The 18,024-nt window shown below is 61.1% G+C and carries 18 protein-coding genes; 8 read left to right on the top strand and 10 right to left on the bottom strand.

What is annotated here, in order from left to right:
* Positions 1 to 4: 4 nt before the first annotated feature.
* From O0881_RS02750 to O0881_RS02740, 3 genes are read right to left on the bottom strand one after another with little or no spacing between them, the layout of a single operon-like run.
* A complete protein-coding gene (locus O0881_RS02750; protein ID WP_251348651.1) occupies positions 5 to 1,195 on the bottom strand; it encodes a hybrid sensor histidine kinase/response regulator in 1,191 nt (396 codons plus the stop codon).
* Positions 1,192 to 2,070, bottom strand: coding sequence for a CheR family methyltransferase (locus tag O0881_RS02745; protein WP_289910023.1), 879 nt, complete (start codon positions 2,068 to 2,070; stop codon positions 1,192 to 1,194). Before O0881_RS02745 ends, O0881_RS02750 begins: the two co-directional genes overlap by 4 nt.
* Before the next feature lie 28 nt (positions 2,071 to 2,098).
* Positions 2,099 to 5,569, bottom strand: coding sequence for a response regulator (locus O0881_RS02740; protein ID WP_289911442.1), 3,471 nt, complete (start codon positions 5,567 to 5,569; stop codon positions 2,099 to 2,101).
* Positions 5,570 to 5,851: 282 nt separating this feature from the next.
* On the opposite strand from O0881_RS02740, the gene O0881_RS02735 reads away from it, so the two are divergent.
* Positions 5,852 to 6,304, top strand: a complete 453-nt coding sequence (locus O0881_RS02735; RefSeq protein WP_289910022.1) for an Hsp20/alpha crystallin family protein — start codon at positions 5,852 to 5,854, stop codon at positions 6,302 to 6,304.
* 102 nt (positions 6,305 to 6,406) lie between these two features.
* On the opposite strand, the gene O0881_RS02730 is transcribed toward O0881_RS02735, so the two are convergent.
* Positions 6,407 to 7,753 carry an MFS transporter gene (locus O0881_RS02730; RefSeq protein ID WP_099667920.1) on the bottom strand — a complete coding sequence of 449 codons (1,347 nt, stop codon included), beginning with the start codon at positions 7,751 to 7,753 and terminating at the stop codon, positions 6,407 to 6,409.
* A 217-nt stretch (positions 7,754 to 7,970) separates the two neighbouring features.
* Between O0881_RS02730 and cyoA the strand changes: the two genes are divergently transcribed.
* From cyoA to O0881_RS02695, 7 genes are all read left to right on the top strand, one after another.
* Positions 7,971 to 8,954, top strand: coding sequence for a ubiquinol oxidase subunit II (gene cyoA / locus O0881_RS02725; RefSeq protein WP_251348654.1), 984 nt, complete (start codon positions 7,971 to 7,973; stop codon positions 8,952 to 8,954).
* An 84-nt stretch (positions 8,955 to 9,038) separates the two neighbouring features.
* Positions 9,039 to 11,042: a cytochrome o ubiquinol oxidase subunit I gene (gene cyoB / locus O0881_RS02720; RefSeq protein ID WP_251348655.1), complete on the top strand. Its 2,004-nt coding sequence runs from the start codon at positions 9,039 to 9,041 to the stop codon at positions 11,040 to 11,042.
* A complete protein-coding gene (gene cyoC / locus O0881_RS02715; RefSeq protein ID WP_086144570.1) occupies positions 11,035 to 11,673 on the top strand; it encodes a cytochrome o ubiquinol oxidase subunit III in 639 nt (212 codons plus the stop codon). Before cyoB ends, cyoC begins: the two co-directional genes overlap by 8 nt.
* Complete coding sequence (gene cyoD / locus O0881_RS02710; RefSeq protein ID WP_099667923.1) at positions 11,670 to 12,056, top strand: cytochrome o ubiquinol oxidase subunit IV; 387 nt, start codon at positions 11,670 to 11,672, stop codon at positions 12,054 to 12,056. Before cyoC ends, cyoD begins: the two co-directional genes overlap by 4 nt.
* Before the next feature lie 77 nt (positions 12,057 to 12,133).
* On the top strand, positions 12,134 to 12,910 hold the full coding sequence (locus tag O0881_RS02705; protein WP_289910021.1) for an SURF1 family protein: 777 nt from the start codon (positions 12,134 to 12,136) through the stop codon (positions 12,908 to 12,910).
* On the top strand, positions 12,894 to 14,243 hold the full coding sequence (locus O0881_RS02700; RefSeq protein WP_099667925.1) for an ATP-binding protein: 1,350 nt from the start codon (positions 12,894 to 12,896) through the stop codon (positions 14,241 to 14,243). Before O0881_RS02705 ends, O0881_RS02700 begins: the two co-directional genes overlap by 17 nt.
* The gene (locus O0881_RS02695) at positions 14,233 to 14,769 is read left to right on the top strand and encodes a response regulator transcription factor (RefSeq protein ID WP_034788474.1); all 537 of its coding nucleotides are present in this window, start codon (positions 14,233 to 14,235) and stop codon (positions 14,767 to 14,769) included. Before O0881_RS02700 ends, O0881_RS02695 begins: the two co-directional genes overlap by 11 nt.
* 13 nt (positions 14,770 to 14,782) lie before the next feature.
* Here O0881_RS02695 and O0881_RS02690 read toward each other — a convergent pair whose 3' ends face one another.
* The 6 genes from O0881_RS02690 to O0881_RS02665 all read right to left on the bottom strand — a co-directional run bounded on the left by O0881_RS02690 (position 14,783) and on the right by O0881_RS02665 (position 18,000).
* Entirely contained in the window at positions 14,783 to 15,541 is a 759-nt protein-coding gene (locus O0881_RS02690; RefSeq protein ID WP_289910020.1) for a hypothetical protein, read from the bottom strand.
* 258 nt (positions 15,542 to 15,799) lie between these two features.
* Positions 15,800 to 16,027: a hypothetical protein gene (locus tag O0881_RS02685; RefSeq protein ID WP_289910019.1), complete on the bottom strand. Its 228-nt coding sequence runs from the start codon at positions 16,025 to 16,027 to the stop codon at positions 15,800 to 15,802.
* A gap of 51 nt (positions 16,028 to 16,078) precedes the next feature.
* A complete protein-coding gene (locus O0881_RS02680; RefSeq protein ID WP_289904925.1) occupies positions 16,079 to 16,573 on the bottom strand; it encodes a GNAT family N-acetyltransferase in 495 nt (164 codons plus the stop codon).
* A 14-nt stretch (positions 16,574 to 16,587) separates the two neighbouring features.
* Positions 16,588 to 16,944 (bottom strand): hypothetical protein, encoded by a 357-nt coding sequence (locus O0881_RS02675; RefSeq protein ID WP_289910017.1) that lies wholly within the window; start codon positions 16,942 to 16,944, stop codon positions 16,588 to 16,590.
* A 181-nt stretch (positions 16,945 to 17,125) separates the two neighbouring features.
* Positions 17,126 to 17,638 (bottom strand): N-acetyltransferase, encoded by a 513-nt coding sequence (locus tag O0881_RS02670; protein WP_289910016.1) that lies wholly within the window; start codon positions 17,636 to 17,638, stop codon positions 17,126 to 17,128.
* A complete protein-coding gene (locus O0881_RS02665) occupies positions 17,635 to 18,000 on the bottom strand; it encodes a hypothetical protein (protein ID WP_289910015.1) in 366 nt (121 codons plus the stop codon). Before O0881_RS02665 ends, O0881_RS02670 begins: the two co-directional genes overlap by 4 nt.
* Between the last annotated feature and the right edge of the window lie 24 nt (positions 18,001 to 18,024).

The following is an 18,024-nucleotide window of genomic DNA, read 5'->3' as shown; positions in this document are numbered from 1 at the left end:
GGCCTCAGCTGCCGGCCAGCGGCAGGGTGACGCTGAACAGGGCGCCATTGCCGGGCTGGCTTTGCAGGGTGATGGCGCCGCCGTGCGCGTCGACCAGCTGCTTGGTGATGAACAGGCCCAGGCCCAGGCCGCCCGTGCGGTCCTGGTGGATGACGCGCTCGAAGGCGTCGAAGATGCGTTCCTGGTCGCGCGCGTTGATGCCGATGCCATGGTCGCGCACTTCGATGACGGCGCTGTTCTGCGTGTGCGCCAGGCTGATTTCCACGGGCTGGCCCTGGCCGTAGCGCACGGCATTGCTGATCAGGTTGACAACGATCTGCTCGACGCGGAAGGCGTCCCAGTAACCCTGGATGGGTTCGAATGCCAGCACTTCCAGCACGCTGCCGGCGGCGGCCGCATACGGGACCAGGTCGTCCGCCACGCGGCGTACCAGGCTGGTCAGGTCGACGGCTTCGCGGCGGATCGACAGCTTGCCGCTGGTGATGCGCGACACGTCGAGCATGTCGTCGATCAGGCGCACCATGCTGCGGATTTGCCGCCCGTCGCGCGCCACCATCTTGCCCAGCTTTTCCGGTTCGAAGGCGGCCAGGTTGCCCCGTTCCAGGTTGACGGTGCGCATCTGCGTTTCCAGGAACAGCGTGTTCAGCGGCGTGCGCAGCTCGTGCGCCACCATGGACATGAATTCGTCGCGCAAGCGCAGCGAGCGCTGCAGTTCCGCCTGGGTGGCGCGCAATTCCTTCAGCAGCGCTTCCTGCTGCTGGCGGCTGTGCTCGAGCGCCTGCACCTGGCGCCGCGTTTCGCTGCGTTGCTGGTGCAGGGCGACGAAGACGTTGACCTTGCTTTGCACGGCGTTGATGTCGAGCGGCTTGTGCAGGAAATCGACGGCGCCGCTTTCATAGCCCTGGAAGGCGAAATTCATTTCCTTGCCGGCCGCCGTGACGAAGACGATGGGGATGTGGCGCGTCTTTTCCGTGCCGCGCATCAATTGCGCCAGCTCAAAGCCATCCATTTCCGGCATTTGCACGTCGAGGATGGCCAGCGCGAAATCGTGTTCCAGCAGCAGGGCCAGCGCTTCTTCGCCCGAGGATGCCTGGTAGACGCTGCGGTCGCTCTCGCGTATCAGCGCATTGAGCGCGCGCAAGTTTTCCGGCAAGTCGTCGACGATCAGCAGTTTGGTGCTTGTTTCATTCATCATGTTTCATTCCTGGCATGGCTTTGCCGTCCAGCGTAGTGGGAAGCGGCGTGCGACGTCGCACGCTTGCGGTAGAGCTTTTCGGGACCCGGCAATGGCTCGAATTCGGCGGCAAAGCGGGTGAAATGCGTGCTTTCCTTGCTGCCCAGGCCCAGGAAACCCCGGTGGCACAGCGAGTCGTGGAACAGGCCCAGGGCCCGCTCCTGCAAGGTTTTGTTGAAGTAAATCAGCACGTTACGGCAGCAAATCAATTGCGTTTCAATAAAAACACTGTCCGTGGACAGGCTGTGGTCGGCAAAGTTGATCCTGTCGAGCAGGCGCTGCTGGAAGCGCGCCGTCGCATGCTCGGCCGTGTAGTAGTCGGCCAGCTGGCCCAGGCCGCCCGCGGCCAGGTAGTTGGCGCCATACTCATCGAGCCGGTGCAGCGGATACACGCCGCGCGCGGCCGTGGCCAGCGCTTGCGGATTGATGTCCGTGGCGTAAATCGTGCTGCGTTCGAGCAAGCCTTCCTCGTGCAGCACGATGGCCAGCGACAGCGCTTCCTCGCCCGTGCAGCAGCCGGCCACCCAGAAGGTCGGCGACGGGTAGGTTTTCAGCACGGGCACCACCTGTTCGCGCAAGGCGCGGAAAAACGCCGGGTCGCGGAACATTTGCGTGACGGGCACGGTCAAAATCTGCAGCAGCTTGCCAAAGGCGGCGGCATCGTCCAGCACCAGCTGCTGCAAGGCGGGCAAGTCGGCGCAATGCAGGCGTTCGAGTGCCTGATGCAGGCGCCGCCGCTGCGAGGGTAAAGAGTAGTCGCGGAAGTCATAGCTGTAGCGCTGATAGATTGCCTCCATCAGCGCCTGCAGTTGCGCGTCCGTGGTGCGCTGGGACATCAGCGCCGCTCCCGGGCATGGCGTGTCATCACATGCGTTCCATCTTCGGCATCCACACGCGCAGCAGCGAATATAAACGGTCCAGGTCTATCGGCTTGGCCAGGTAATCGGATGCGCCCGCCTGCAGGCATTCTTCCTGGTCATTTTTCATGGCCTTGGCCGTGATGGCGATGATGGGCAGCTTGTTGTAGCGGCCATCGGCGCGGATCAGACGCGTCGCTTCCAGGCCATCCATGCCCGGCATCATGACATCCATCAACACGAGGTCGATATCGTCCACACTGTTGAGCTTGCTGATGGCTTCGAAGCCGTTGCGGCCGATTTCCACCACCACGCCTTTCTGTTCCAGCGCATTCGTCAGGGCAAAGATATTGCGCACGTCGTCGTCCACCAGCAAAATCTTGCGCCCTTCAAACACGCGCTCGCGGCTGCGCACCTGCTGCAGCATGCCCTGGCGCTCGCTCGACAGTTCCGACTCCACCTTGTGCAGGAAGAGGGTGACTTCGTCGAGCAGGCGTTCGGGCGAACGGGCGCCCTTGATGATGATGGAGCGCGAATACTTCATCAGGTCCGCTTCTTCCTCGCGGCTCAGGTTGCGGCCCGTGTAGACGATGACGGGCGGGAACGAGCATAGCTCTTCATGTTCCATGCGTTCGAGCAATTCGTTGCCTTGGATATCGGGCAACTTGAGGTCGATGATCATGCAGTCGAAAATCTGTGTTTTCAGCAATTCCAGCGCCTGCTCGCCCAGCGCCACGGCCGTGATTTCCACGTCGTCGTCACTGATCAGGTGGACCACGCTTTCGCGCTGGCGTTCGTCGTCCTCGACCAGCAGGATGCGCTTCATCTTTTGCGTGAACTTCGATTCGAGCTTGCGGAACACTTCCTTCAACTGCTCGCGCGTGCGCGGCTTGGTGGCGTAGCCGATGGCGCCCAATTGCATGGCTTCCTGCATCTGGTCGTTGCCGGAGACGATGTGCACGGGAATGTGGCGCGTCAGCGGGTTTTCCTTGAGCTGCTGCAAGACCAGCAAGCCCGGACGGTCCGGCAAGCCCATGTCGAGCAGGATGGCGTCGGGCAGGAATTCTTGCGCCAGGCGCAAGCCTTCGTCGGCACCGTGCGCCACCAGGCAGCGGTATTGCATTTCATGCGCGAGGTCGAACAGGATGCCCGCGAACGACGGTTCATCCTCGATCACCAGCACGGAACGCTGGCCCGTCTTGGCTGCGGGCACGCTATTCCTGTCATCCTCGAAGGTGGGCAGCGGCACGGGCTTGGCGGCAGGCGCCGCCTTGGGCGCGGCGGCCGCGATTCTGGCGGGCGCCTGCGGCGCGGCGGCCGCTTCCGCCGCGTGTTCCGGCATGACGGCCGGCAGCACGAGGGTAAACGTGCTGCCCTGGCCGGGCGTGCTGGCCAGCTCGATGCTGCCACCGAGCAAGGCTGCCAGGTCGCGCGAAATCGACAGGCCCAGGCCCGTGCCGCCGTAGCGGCGGCTGGTGGTGCCGTCGGCCTGGTGGAAGGCGTCGAAAATCTTGTGCTGCTGGTCGCCGGCGATGCCGATGCCCGTATCCTGCACCTGGAAGCGCACCTGGCCGGCCGCAGCGGTGCTCACGTGCAGGGACACGCTACCCGTATCGGTAAACTTGATGGCGTTCGACAGCAGGTTTTTCAGGATTTGCTCGAGGCGCTGGCGGTCGCTGACGAACGATGGCGGGGCGTCCGGCGCCACCTTGACGTCTAAGGCGAGTTTCTTTTGCTGCGCCTGGGCTCCGAACAGCATCTTCATGCTGCTGAGCAGCTCGTCGAAGGGCACGGCTTCCGGCGTCAATTCCAGCTTGCCCGCCTCGACCTTGGAAATGTCGAGGATATCGTTGATGAGGGTCAACAAATCGTTGCCGGCCGAATAAATGGTTTGCGCAAACGTCACTTGCTCCGGCGTCAGGTTGCCGCTGGTGTTGTCCGACAGCAGCTTTGACAGGATGAGTGAGCTGTTCAACGGCGTGCGCAGTTCGTGCGACATGTTCGCCAGGAATTCGGATTTATAGCGGCTGGCCCGCTGCAGCTCTTCGGCGCGCGCTTCCAGCTGTGCATGGGCTTCGCCGATGGCCATGTTTTTCTGGTCCAGCGACAGCGCCTGCACGGCCAGCTGCTCGTTCGACTGTTCCAGTGCCGCCTTTTGCTCTTCCAGGTGGGCTTGCGACTGTTCCAGCACGCGCGACTGCTCGCCCAGCTCTTCATTGGCCGTGCGCAATTCCTCCTGCTGCACTTCCAGTTCTTCATTCAATTGTTGGGTTTCTTCCAGCACATTTTGCAGGCGCTGGCGGTACAGGGCCGCTTCCAGCGAGGTGCCGACATTCGCTGCAATCAGGTTCAGCCATTCCTTGGCGCGGGCACTGACGGGATGCGTGAAGCCCAGTTCGATGACGCCGTTGACGACGCCTTCGTTGTTGACGGGCGTCAAGACCAGTTCCAGCGGCGTGCCGTGGCCCAGGCTCGACGTCACGGTCAGGTAATTCTCGGGCACTTGCTGCACATGCTTGAGGCGTTTTTCGCGCGCCGTCTCGCCCACCAGGCCTTCGCCCAGCTTGAAGACGGGCTTGTCCTTGACGCCCTGGTCGCTGAAGCCGTACACGGCCGTGCGGCGCAGGCTGCCATCCTCGTCGACGACGTACAAGGTGGCGACGGCCACGTCAAGGCGGTGGGCCAGGAAGTCCAGCACGTGCCGTCCCAGTTGCGGCAGGCCCAGCTGGCCGCTCGTGTGGGCCGCCAATTCCGTCTGCCCCGTGCGCAGCCACGCCTGCTCCTGCAGCACGTCGTTATCCTTGCCGCGCTGCTCGAGCGCATCGTTGTAGATGTCGGACAGGCGCAGCAGTTCGCGCCGTCCCAGGTAGGCGAGCAAGCCCGACAATCCCAGGCTGAGGATGAGGAAGACCACCACGGCCAGCATGGTGCGGCTTTCGGCCGTATCGGCCCGTTCCTGGCGCAGCCGCTGCTCCATGGACAGGAAGGCGAGGAATTCGCGGCGGATTTCGTCAAATTCCAGCTTGCCTTCGCCCTGGCGCACGCGCGCGAGGAATTCCTGGTTGCTGCGGCGCTGGGCGATCACGCCTTCGGCATAATCGAGCCACTGGCCTTGCAGCGCGCGGATGCGGCGCAGCCGGTCGACCTGGATGGGGCTGTCGGACACCAGTTCCAGCAGCGTGTTCATTTCGACGGCGATCTTTGCCTTGCCTGATTTATACGGCGCCAAAAACGTTTCGTCGCCCGTCAGCAAGTAGCCGCGCATGCCCGTTTCCAGGTCGACGGACAATTTCATGACTTCGTTCGCATTGCCGATCACCCGTTCGGAATGCTCGACCGAGCGCAGGGCCGACAGCAGGTAGGCGATCAGGGCGACAAACACGAGGGCCGTGATGACCCCGATGACCAGCGGCAAGGTGACGTTGCGGGCGAGGATGCGGCGAAAGCTGAAGGAATCGATCGGTGTCTTGGTATTCATCATGTCCGTATAAGGCTGTCGCGAAAGAATCAATTTTAATTGAAATGCAAGTTTTCTGGTGGTCAAGTATGGCGTGCGCTAGCATAACAGTCTTGCGCCCAATTGCCGACTCGCACGCCTGTGCAAGGCGAGGCAACGCACAGATCAAAGTGGCGGGAAAATCAAGCTGGCCACGATTGAGGCAGATCAAAGAGATTGGCTGTTGTCATCCTAAGATGCAGGAGGTGGCGGCGTTCTTGCAGGCGGCCGCCGTGTGCAAGCCAGCCCATGCAGGAGGACATCATGGCCAATCATTTGATCCACCGCGATCCGCAGCACCCGCTGGGACGTTTCGACCCCTTCAGCGACATGGAAGAATTCATGCGCGACTTTTTCGCGCCCGCCTTGCATGTGTGCGACGTGGGCAATGGGCGCATGCGTGTCGACATTGCCGAAACCGAGCAAGCCTATCTGTTGCAGGCGGACATTCCCGGCGTGAATAAAGACGATATCCAGGTGTCCATCGATGGCAACCGCGTCTCCATCAGCGCCGAACTCAAGAATGAAAGGGTGACGCGCGACGGCGGCGGCAAGGTCGTGCGCAGCGAACGCGAGTACGGCCAGCAATACCGCAGCTTCGTGCTGCAGCATGAGGTGGACGAAGCCGGTGCGCAGGCCCGTTATGAAAATGGCGTGCTGTTGCTGGACTTGCCGAAGAAGGAAGGCACGGGCGGGCGGCAGCTGGCGATACAGTAAGCGTGGCCAGGAAGCGTGGCGTCAAGCTGGCGCGGGGATGAAAAAAACGCCGGACGGAGCCGGCGTTTTTCAGTGCTGTGCGTACTGCGCACTATATATATGTCAGTCGCGGATTTCCAGTGCCCGGTTCAGGCTCAGGGCGGCCAGCGAGGCGACGGCGCCCGACAGCAGGTAGAAGCTGACATAGGCGAGACCGAAGTTGGCTGACAGGCCCAGCGCCACCAGCGGAGCGAAGCCGGCGCCGACCAGCCAGGCCAGGTCGGACGTCAGGGCCGCGCCCGTATAGCGGAAGCGGGCAGGGAAGTTGGCCGTCACGGCGCCGGCTGCCTGGCCATAGGACAAGCCCAGCAGGCTGAAGCCCACGAGGATGAACACGTCCTGGCCCGTATTGCCGCCACCCATCAGGGTCGGCACGAAGGCGCTGAAGATGGCGATCAGCACGGCCAGCACGCCCAGGGTGGTGCGGCGGCCCACTTTATCGGCCAGCAAGCCGGAAATCACCACGCCGACGGCGGCCAGCACGGCGCCCAGCATCTGGATTTGCAGGAAGTCCGGCGCGGAGCGGGTCTGGTAGACGGAAATCCACGACAGCGGGAACACGGTCACCAGGTGGAACAGCGCATAGCTGGCCAGCGCGGCGAGGGCGCCGATCAGCACGTTGCGGCCCTGGCCGCGGCTCATTTCAAACACGCTCACGGGCTGCAGTTCGCGTTCGTCGAGCAGGCGCGCATATTCATTCGTCGACACCAGGCGCAGACGGGCAAACAGGGCGACCACGTTGATGGCGAAGGCGACATAGAAAGGATAACGCCAGCCCCAATCGAGGAAGTCTTCATCCGTCAGGGTGGTCAGCATGAACCAGAACAGGCCGGCGGCGATCAGGAAGCCGGCGGGCGCGCCCAGCTGGCCCAGCATGGCGTACCATCCCCGCTTGTTTTCCGGCGCGTTCAGGGCCAGCAGCGAGGGCAAGCCATCCCACGAACCGCCCAAGGCCACGCCCTGGCCGATGCGCAGCACGGACAGCCAGATGATGGCGGCAAAACCCAGGTGGGAATACGTGGGCAGGAAGGCGATGCCGGCCGTCGACACGCCCAGCAGGAAGAGGGCGAAGGTCAGCTTGGCGCTGCGTCCCATGCGGCGCTGGATCTCCATGAAGATCACGGTGCCGAACGGACGGGCGATGAAGGCGAACGAGAAAATCAGGAAGGCATACAAAGTCCCTTCCAGGCGTTCTTCAAACGGGAAGAAGACGCGCGGAAACACCAGCACCGAGGCGATGGCGTAGACAAAGAAGTCAAAGTATTCGGAAGCGCGGCCGATGATCACGCCGACGGCGATCTCACCGGGGTCGATATGCGATTCGACCGTGCCGGCCCCGCTTGCGTCGCGCAGGGAGTGAGGGGAAAAGTCGGCGGGTACATCCCCGCTGTGTATGCGCGTGCTGGACATGATGATCGTCTCCAATATAGTTTCGAGTTCGGCCAACGCGTAACATACCCCGGGTGTCTCACGCCCGGAGTAGGACTATTCAATAGATAGCTGTAGGAAAACTCCGCAACTACCGAGTGAAAATCCGAGCAAGGGGTAGGACAAAACGTCCAATTGCCAACGCGCTCCAGTGAGAATACAGTACCATATCTTCATCCCCTGTACTGGACTTTCCTGTATGTTTTCATTAAAAGTTCGTCGCGGACTGCTTCTTTTACCTCTCGCATTGTTGGCTGGTTGCAATACGGTGGTACTGAATCCGTCCGGAGACATCGCAGTTCAGCAAGGCAATCTGATTGTCATCTCGACATTGCTGATGCTGTTGATTATCGTTCCGGTAATCGCCCTGACCCTGCTTTTCGCATGGCGCTATAGAAAAAACAACACCGCGGCCAAATACGAGCCGGACTGGGACCACTCGACTCGCCTCGAGCTGATCATCTGGGGCGCGCCCCTGCTGATCATCATCGTGCTGGGCCTGCTGACCTGGATCAGCACCCACACCCTCGATCCTTATCGTCCGCTGAGCCGTATCGACGCCAACCGTCCGATTCCTGCCAGCCACAAGCCGATGATCGTCGAAGTCGTGGCGCTGGACTGGAAATGGCTGTTCATCTACCCGGAACAAGGCATCGCTTCCGTGAATGAACTGTACGCGCCAGTCGATCGTCCGATCCGCTTCAAGATCACCGCGTCGTCCGTCATGAACTCGTTCTTCATCCCCGCACTGGCAGGTCAGATCTACGCCATGCCTGGCATGGAAACGCAGCTGAATGCCGTCATCAACAAGCCTGGCGTCTACAAGGGCTTTTCCGCCAACTACAGCGGTGCCGGTTTCTCGGGCATGCGCTTCAAGTTCCACGGCGTGAATGATGCGGACTTCGACAAATGGGTGGAATCGGCACGTGCCGGTGGCGGCGCGCTGAACCGCGACGACTACCTGTCGCTGGCCCAGCCTAGCGAACGCGACCCGGTCCGCCGCTACAGCGCCGTACCTAGCGATCTGTACAAGGCAATTCTGAACCGCACCATCGTTTCCGACGCTCTGTGCGTGACGCCGGTCGAGCCATACAAATTGACGATGGCAAATAGCCCGGTAGCGGCCGTAACGGCAGTAGTCGCTAGCGATGCAGTAGTTGAAAAGGGCGTTCAAGCCAAGTAACGACTGCATGAATCCCGCAGCGCATTGCGCTGCAGATACTGGCGCCGCTTGCCTGGCGCCTCCCTTTTTTCTCTGAGAGTAACAATGCTAGACCATATTGATCTGACGAAGCTTATATTCGGCCGTCTGACTTGGGATGCAATTCCATTTCACGAACCTATCCTGCTGGCGACCTTTGCAATGGTCGCCCTGGGCGGTATCGCACTCGTTGCGGCACTGACGTATTTCCGCGTCTGGGGTACCCTGTGGCGCGACTGGATTACCAGTATCGACCATAAAAAAATCGGTATCATGTACATGATCCTGGGCCTGGTCATGCTGCTGCGCGGCTTTGCCGACGCGCTCATGATGCGCACCCAGCAGGCAATCGCCTTTGGCGACAATGCCGGCTTCCTGCCACCGCATCACTACGACCAGATCTTCACCGCCCACGGCGTGATCATGATCTTCTTCGTCGCGATGCCTTTCGTGACGGGTCTGATGAACTACGTGGTGCCGCTGCAAATCGGCGCGCGCGACGTGGCTTTCCCTTTCCTTAACAACTTCAGCTTCTGGATGACCACCATGGGCGCCGCCCTGGTCATGGCTTCGCTGTTCGTCGGCGAATTCGCCCGCACGGGCTGGCTGGCGTATCCACCGCTGTCGGGCATCGTCGGCAGTCCGGACGTGGGGGTAGACTATTACATATGGTCCTTGCAGATTGCCGGGGTCGGGACGCTATTGTCCGGTGTCAACCTGATCGCCACCATCGTCAAGATGCGCGCGCCAGGCATGACCTGGATGAAAATGCCGGTCTTCACCTGGACCGCACTGTGCACCAACATCCTGATCGTCGCCGCCTTCCCGGTGCTGACGGCCGTGCTGGCCATGCTGTCGCTGGACCGTGTTGCAGGCTTTAACTTCTTCACGACGGAACTGGGCGGCAACGCCATGATGTACGTCAACCTGATCTGGATCTGGGGTCACCCAGAGGTCTACATCCTGATCCTGCCGCTGTTCGGCGTGTTCTCGGAAGTCGTTGCCACCTTCAGCAGCAAGCGCCTGTTCGGCTACGCTTCGATGGTGTACGCCACCTGCGTCATCATGATCCTGTCGTACCTGGTATGGCTGCATCACTTCTTCACCATGGGTTCGGGCGCCAGCGTCAACTCCTTCTTCGGCATCACGACGATGATCATTTCGATCCCGACGGGCGCGAAGATCTTCAACTGGCTGTTTACCATGTACCGCGGCCGTATCCGCTTCGAACTGCCTATGCTGTGGACGATCGGCTTCATGGTCACCTTCACCATCGGCGGCATGACCGGCGTATTGCTGGCCGTACCACCAGCGGACTTCGTGCTGCACAACAGCCTGTTCCTGATCGCCCACTTCCATAACGTGATTATCGGCGGCGTGGTCTTCGGTGTCTTCGCGGCGATTAACTACTGGTACCCGAAAGCCTTCGGTTACAAGCTCGACGCGTTCTGGGGCAAGTGCTCGTTCTGGTTCTGGTTCGTCGGCTTCTACCTGGCCTTCATGCCGCTGTACGTGCTGGGCCTGATGGGCGTGACCCGTCGTGTCAATCACTTTGAAGATCCATCGCTGCAAATCTGGACCATCATCGCCTGGTTTGGCGCCGTCTCGATCGCACTGGGCATCGCGTCCATGCTGATCCAGTTCTTCGTCAGCTACCGCAACCGTCACGCCCTGCGCGACGTGACCGGCGACCCATGGGGCGGCCGTACGCTGGAATGGTCGACGTCGTCGCCACCGCCAGACTATAATTTCGCCTTCACGCCGCAAGTGCACGAACTCGATGCATGGACCGACATGAAGAAACACGGTTACCAGCGTCCGACGTCCGGTTTCACGAAGATCCACATGCCGAAGAACACCTGGGCTGGTTTCGTGATCGCCGCACTGTCCGCACTGGTCGGTTTTGGCCTGATCTGGCAAATGTGGCTCGTCGCCAGCATTGGCTTCGTGATCATGATGGTCACCATCATCGTCCATACCTTTAACTACAAGCGCGATTACTACATTCCTGCGGAAGAAGTGGTCCGTACCGAAGACGCTTATACTAAATTGCTGAGCAGCCATGTCTGATACCATCGCCCATAACACCGGCGCCGCTGGCGCCGCACCAAGCACGCGCAGCTACTTTGTGCGCGAGCACCACCCGGAAAACGGCAGCTTGCTGGGTTTCTGGCTCTACCTGATGAGCGATTGCCTGATCTTCGCCTGTCTGTTCGCCACGTACGCCGTGGTCGGCCGCAGCTACGCGGACGGCCCGACGGGCGCCGCGCTGTTCGACCTGCCGCTGGTGGCCGTCAACACGGCCATGCTGCTGTTGTCGTCGATCACCTACGGCTTCGCCATGCTGACCATGCAGCGCAAGCAATTGCGCAGCACCCTGGTCTGGCTGGGCATCACGGGCCTGTTCGGCCTGGCCTTCCTGTCGCTGGAAATGTATGAATTCATTCATCTGATCCACGAAGGCGCCGGTCCGCAGCGCAGCGCGTTCCTGTCGTCGTTCTTCGCCCTGGTCGGTACCCACGGCTTGCACGTGACGTTCGGCGTGATCTGGCTCGTGACCTTGATGTTCCAGTTGAACAAGCATGGTCTGACCCCGGAAAACGGCCGTCGCATGATGTGCCTGTCGCTGTTCTGGCATTTCCTGGACGTCATCTGGATCGGCGTCTTCACCTTTGTCTACCTGATGGGAGTGCTGCCATGAGCGACCACCACACACACGGCGATAGCCACCACCATGACGATCACGATCATGGCAGCCTGAAAAGCTATACCATCGGCTTCATCCTGTCGGTGATCCTGACGGCCATTCCGTTCTGGCTGGTGATGACGAAAGCCATCACCAACTCGGGCACCATGGGCCTGGTCCTGCTGGCGTTCGCGGCCGTTCAAGTGGTGGTACACATGGTGTACTTCCTGCACATGAACACCAAGTCCGAAGGCGGCTGGAACATGATGGCGCTGATCTTCACGATCATGATCGTGGGTATTGCCATGGCCGGTTCCCTGTGGGTCATGTACCACATGAACCACAACATGATGCCGGATCTGATGCCTGAGTACATGCATACGAAAACGGCTCCATGATGAGTAATACGCGCCCAAGCAACACCGGGCGCGCCCCTGGCGCCGCATCGCAAGATGCCGCGCCAGGCCCACGCGGCATGGCTGTGCATTATTCAAAAATTGCACTGGCCTTGCTGGCGGGGATCTTGTTTGCCGGTTTCTGTGCCCTGGGCACCTGGCAAGTCAAGCGCCTGTTCTGGAAGCTTGACCTGATCGAGCGCGTCGAACAACGCGTACATGCGCCCGCAACGGACGCACCTGGACCCGCAGCCTGGGCCAGTGTCACGCAGCAAACGGATGAATACCGCCATGTGCGACTCTCCGGTACATATCTCCCCATTTTCAATACCCTGGTGCAAGCAACGACGGCACTGGGCAGCGGTTACTGGCTGGTGACGCCCCTGCGCCTGGCCGATGGCAGCACCGTGCTGATCAACCGCGGCTTCGTGCCGAAACGCGAAGGCATCGCCGCCAGCACGCCGGCCGGCATCGTCCACGTGGACGGTTTGCTGCGCGTCAGCGAGACGGGCGGCGGTTTCCTGCGCGAAAATAGTCCTGCCACGCAGCACTGGTATTCGCGCGACGTGGCCGCCATCGGCGCCTCGCACATGCTGACCAACGTGGCGCCATACTTCGTTGATGCGAAGGCAAAGTCGGAAACGGCTGCGGACGCCCCCGTCGGCGGACTGACCGTGATTTCCTTCCACAACAGCCACCTCGTGTACGCCTTGACGTGGTTCACCCTGGCCTTGATGGTAGCCGGTATCAGCTGGTGGATCGTGCGCGAAGACAAACGTCGCCGCGCGCGCAAGGCCAGCTTGTCCCAACAGCACCTTGATCTATCGCAAGAAAGCGACCATGCCGGGCAGGATTGAGATCCTGCCCAACCGCGAGGTGCTAGAACGCGGTGCGGTGGCGGCCGAGATGGAACATCCGGCCGGCCACCAGAACATGAAGCTGCTGATCCAGTTGCGCTGGCTGGCCGTGATCGGCCAGATCAGCACGATCTTCGGCGTGGGCGTGGGACTGGGCATCGCCTTGCCCGTGCCCTACATGCTCGAAGTGCTGTCCTGCCTCATCGCTTTTAATTTAGCCAGCCTGCTGCGCTGGCACGAGCGCCAGCCCGTGTCCAACACGGCCCTGTTCCTCGCTCTGCTGGTCGACGTCACCGTACTGACGGCCCAGCTTTACCTGAGCGGCGGCATCAGCAACCCGTTTGCCTTCCTGTACTTGTTGCAAGTCATCCTCAGCGCCGTCCTGCTGGAAGTGTGGTCGACCTGGATCATGGTGGCCATCACCAGCCTGTGCCTGGCGGGCCTGGCCTTGCTGCCCGGCCCCTTGATCCTGCCGATCGACCCCGAGCGGGGCTTTTCCAGCCTGTACGTGCAAGGCTTGCTGATCTGTTTCATCTTGAACGCCGCCTTGCTGGTGGTGTTTATTACGCGCATCAACCGCAACCAGCGCGCCGGCGACGCCAAGGTGGCGGATTTGCGCCAGCGCGCGGCGGAAGAAGAGCACATCATCCGCATGGGCTTGCTGGCTTCGGGCGCCGCGCACGAGCTGGGCACGCCGCTGGCGACCCTGTCCGTGATCCTCGGCGACTGGCGCCGCATGCCGGAACTGAGCAAGAACAGCGAATTGCTGGAAGAAATCACGGAAATGCAGGCGCAATTGCAGCGCTGCAAGAGCATCGTCAGCGGCATCTTGCTGTCTGCGGGCGAGGCGCGCGGCGAATCGTCCGTGAAAACGACGATCAACACCTTCCTCAACGACCTGGTCGACGAGTGGCGCACGAGCCGCCCGATCCAGGATTTCGAGTACGATAACCGCATCGAGCACGACGTACCCGTCGTCTTCGATTCGACCCTGAAACAAACCATCTGCAATGTGCTCGACAATGCACTGGAAGCGTCGCCCGACTGGCTGCGCTTCGAAGCGACGCGCGAAGCGGATGCCTTGCATCTGGTCATCACCGATGCGGGCCCCGGCTTCGAGCCGTCGATGCTGACGCACCTGGGCAAACCGTATCAAAGCAGCAAGGGCAAACCCGGCGGCGGCCTCGGCCTGTTCCTGGTGGTGAATGTTGCGCGTACCTTGGGCGGTACGGTGACGGCGCGCAACAGGGTGCAGGGCGGGGCGGTGGTGCACCTGGCCTTGCCGCTGGCGGCCATCAAACTGGAAAGAGAAAGCGACCACCATGCAGGATGACCGTCTGTTACTGATCGTGGAAGACGACGCCGCGTTTGCCCGCACCCTGGGCCGCTCGTTCGAACGGCGCGGCTACCAGGTCATCCTGGCCACCAATTTCGACGAGGCGAGCGCCTTGCTCGAGCAGCATTGCCCCGACTACGCCGTCGTCGATTTAAAACTCAATGGCAATACCTCCGGCCTGGCTTGCGTGCAGATGCTGCACCAGCACGACCCGGAGATGCTGATCGTCGTGCTGACGGGTTACGCCAGCATCGGCACGGCCGTCGAAGCCATCAAGCTGGGCGCCTGCCAGTACCTGGCGAAACCGTCGAACACGGACGACATCGAAGCAGCCTTCGGCCACGTGGCCGGCAACGCCGACATCGAACTGACGAACCGCGCCACCAACATCAAGACCCTGGAATGGGAACGCATCCACGAAATGCTGGCCGAGACGGATTTCAATATCTCGGAAACGGCACGTCGCCTGGGCATGCACCGGCGCACGCTGGCGCGCAAATTGGAAAAGCAGCGAGTGAAATAGGGCGCCGCGCCAGCTAGTCGTCGGCGAACGTCAGTGCGAGCACGCTGTCGTCGCCCCAGTCCTGTTCCCGCAGCGGCGGCGTGAACGACGTTCCGCTGAAGGGTACGGGTGCGCTCTTGCCATTAAAACTGATCGTCGCAGCCGTAATGCGCCGCGGCTCGGAAAAGCTGTAGGTTCCCTTTTGCGACACGAAATTGCAGGGCCCGCCCAATGCGCTCATCGTGGTACGCATCGCAAACGGCAAGGTTTCCTTGTCGATAGCCCAATGCACTTCGCACGCCAGCCGCAGGTCGCCCAGGCGGCGCAGCGTGTCGCTGGTGGCCGCGCTCCTGACGTAGGGTATCCACCTGACCGACCCCGCCTTGCGGTTGACGGTCAGCTCGGCCTTCTCATACAGCGGACCCTGTTCCACAGGCAAGCTGAAGATATTGCGCTCACCCAGCGGTATGGCCATACCCGCCTCGTCGCTTTCCAGCCGCAGCGCGATGGCATGCATGTCGACATCGGCACGGCGCGGCTCCAGGATGAAGCGCAATTCAGCGCCAGGCGCCAGACCGTGTTTTTCCTCGAAGCGTTTCACCCCCTTGAGCATGGCACTGTAGGGTTTCCAATCCGGATCCCGGATGCCTTTGACATTGACGGACTCCGCCGCAGCGGGTTCAGTTTGTTCCACGACCTGTTCCACGGCCGTCGCCACGGCTTGTTCTACATCAGCCTGGGCGTGGACGGCGGAGCCGCATGCACACAGCAGAAGTCCGGCGATTGCACGCATATTCATCCTGTTCATTTGCCTCTCACGTCATTGTTTATCAAGTCAGAGCAGTCTGTTTTTCCTGCCCATTCAAGGAAACATGAGTGTAGAAAAGAATGGCGATGAATGGGGATTTTTAGGACAGAGTGTCAATCTGGAGCAATGGAATGCTTGAATCAGCTGTTTTTTTAGCGGCATTGGGGAAAGAAAGCAACGTTGTGCCGATGCCGCGTCGATGCGCGTATCTGCCATGAATGATCTACTCGCTAAAACACTGTATTACGTCAATGCCATCAACAGGCCGGAAGCGATGACTACCGCAGCAAACAGGGCGACGGCAAAGCGATTATGCGGCAACGCTCTCGCCGGCGGGTAGCGGCCCAGCGTGAGTAGCCGTAGTATTGCCCAGCCCGGCCAATAGAACAGCTTTTCAATGACCGTTCCTAACAGGTTATAGATCAGCAGACGAACGATCCAGACGATGGCGTCAAAAATCCAGTCAAGCACGACTCATCCTCGGAGGGACGCAAGAATGGCCGCTACGCGCAGTGATCGAACTCATGCCACCGCCAGCCATTCCATTTTCTGCACGCGGATATGGGGATGGCTTTCCAGCGCTTCCCATTCCGGTAAAAAGACAAAGCCCTGTTTCTGGTAAAACGCGGCCGCGCGCGCATTTTCCGGTGCGACGCCGAGTACCAGCCGCGTGTGGCCATTGCCGACGGCGCATCGTTTCACGGCCTCGACCAGCTCTTGTGCCACGGCCTGGCCCCGGTATGGCTGCGCCACCCACATGGCGATCAGGTGGCATTCGCCATTGCCGGCCACCACTTGCGCGGCCAGGCCGATGGGTTGTTCTGCGTCAAAGGCGAGGAAAAACGTGCGCTGCGGCGTGCTGACGGCGCGCTGCTGCCAGTCGGCGTCCGAAAAAGCGGCCGCGCTGGCGTGGCTGGCGCCAAAGGCCGTGGGGGCGTCGAGCAGGGCGGCCAGGCGCGTGGATTTCAGCGCCGGCCAGTCGGCGGCGCCGGTGGGGCGGATGAGGATGTGATTCAAGTCTGCGACATTCCTTAACTGGTGGGCGCGTCCGTGGACGAGGAAATCTTTCTGTACGCTTCCGCCAGCATCGTGACGGTCGCCACGTCGTTCACGCTGCGCGCTTCGATGACTGTCTCGCCCGCAGCGATGGTGATGTCGCCGTCCGCATAGCTGGCGGGAAAGCGCCGTTCGACGATCTTGTTGGTGAGGACATTGCGCGCATAGCGCAGCGCCACGAGCCGCTCGCCTTCCTGCTTGATGACGACATAGTTCGGGACGGTGGTGCGTTCCAGTTTCCAGGTGCCGATAAAGTCTTCGACAGGCGCGGCGCTGGCGTTGGTGAGCAGCGCGCAGCAGGCGGTGGTAATACCAAAAAACAATTTTTTCATGGTGCCGGCAATTCCATGCAAGGGTGGCCCGCATAGGCGGGAAAGACGTCCGTCATGCTTGAATGGCGTGGCGCGCATCCATGGATGGCGCCAGTCATTTAAGTATTTGGCAATATTAACAGCATCAATGCCTTGCTGGTGCCCGTGCATGCTGCAGTGTTGTATGCGCGTAAGACTTTGCCTAGCTGTTGGCCTCAAACGCGCGGTGGTAGGTCACGTTGCCTGTTGGTAAGGACCCCGCCAGATGCAGTGTCTGGAAATACTCCGCCGGCACGCCCGGCAGGGTCAAGGCAGCGTCCGCGCGGAAGCCGAAACGCCCGTAATACCGTGGATCGCCCAGCACCACGCAGCCAGCCGCGCCCAATTGGTGCAAGTCGTTCAGCAATTGCCTGATGAGCTGGCTGCCCACGCCCTGTTGCTGATGGCCAGGGGCAACGGAAACGGGACCCAGCCCATACCAGCGCGGCGTGCCATCGCTGATACTGACGGGGGAGGCGGCCACGTGGCCGATGATGGCGCCTTCCAGTTCGGCCACCAGCGACACGCTCAGGGCGCCCGCGTCGCGCAAGGCCTTGACGATGAACTGTTCCGTATGGTCCGTGTGTTCGGCGTGCAGGAACGCCTCGCGCGTGAGTTGGTCGATGGCTGTAATGTCGGCCGCGGTTTCCTTGCGAATGATCAAGGCTTGTGTCATGACTGGTCCCACACTTCGATCGTCAGCAATTGCCCGACTTGGCAGGCGGCGATGCGCTCCGGATGCACGGTAATGCTGCCGGGCCAGCCCGTCAGCGTATCTTGCGGAAATTCCCCATCCTGCGCCTCGGCAATGCCCGCCTGCAGCAGGGGCGCGATGACGTCCGCCGAAGCCGTGTAACGGTTGGGAAAGCCGTTCGACGACAGCTGGGTCGCCTTGCCTTGTGTGCACAGCTGCGCGATCCAGTCGGCGCCGAACAGGCCCGCTTCCCAGGTGGCGAGAAATGCATCCTTGTTGATTTTCGTCATGTCGGCCAGCTGTTCCGGCGTTTCTGTCGAGATAATGGTCCACCAGCCTGACATGGGCGATCCTTGCGAAAAGTGAAA

The organism is Janthinobacterium sp. SUN100 (assembly GCF_030397705.1).
GTDB lineage: Bacteria > Pseudomonadota > Gammaproteobacteria > Burkholderiales > Burkholderiaceae_D > Janthinobacterium > Janthinobacterium kumbetense.
Note: the sequence above shows the minus strand (reverse complement) of the source record. Positions and strands in the feature narration are given on the sequence as shown.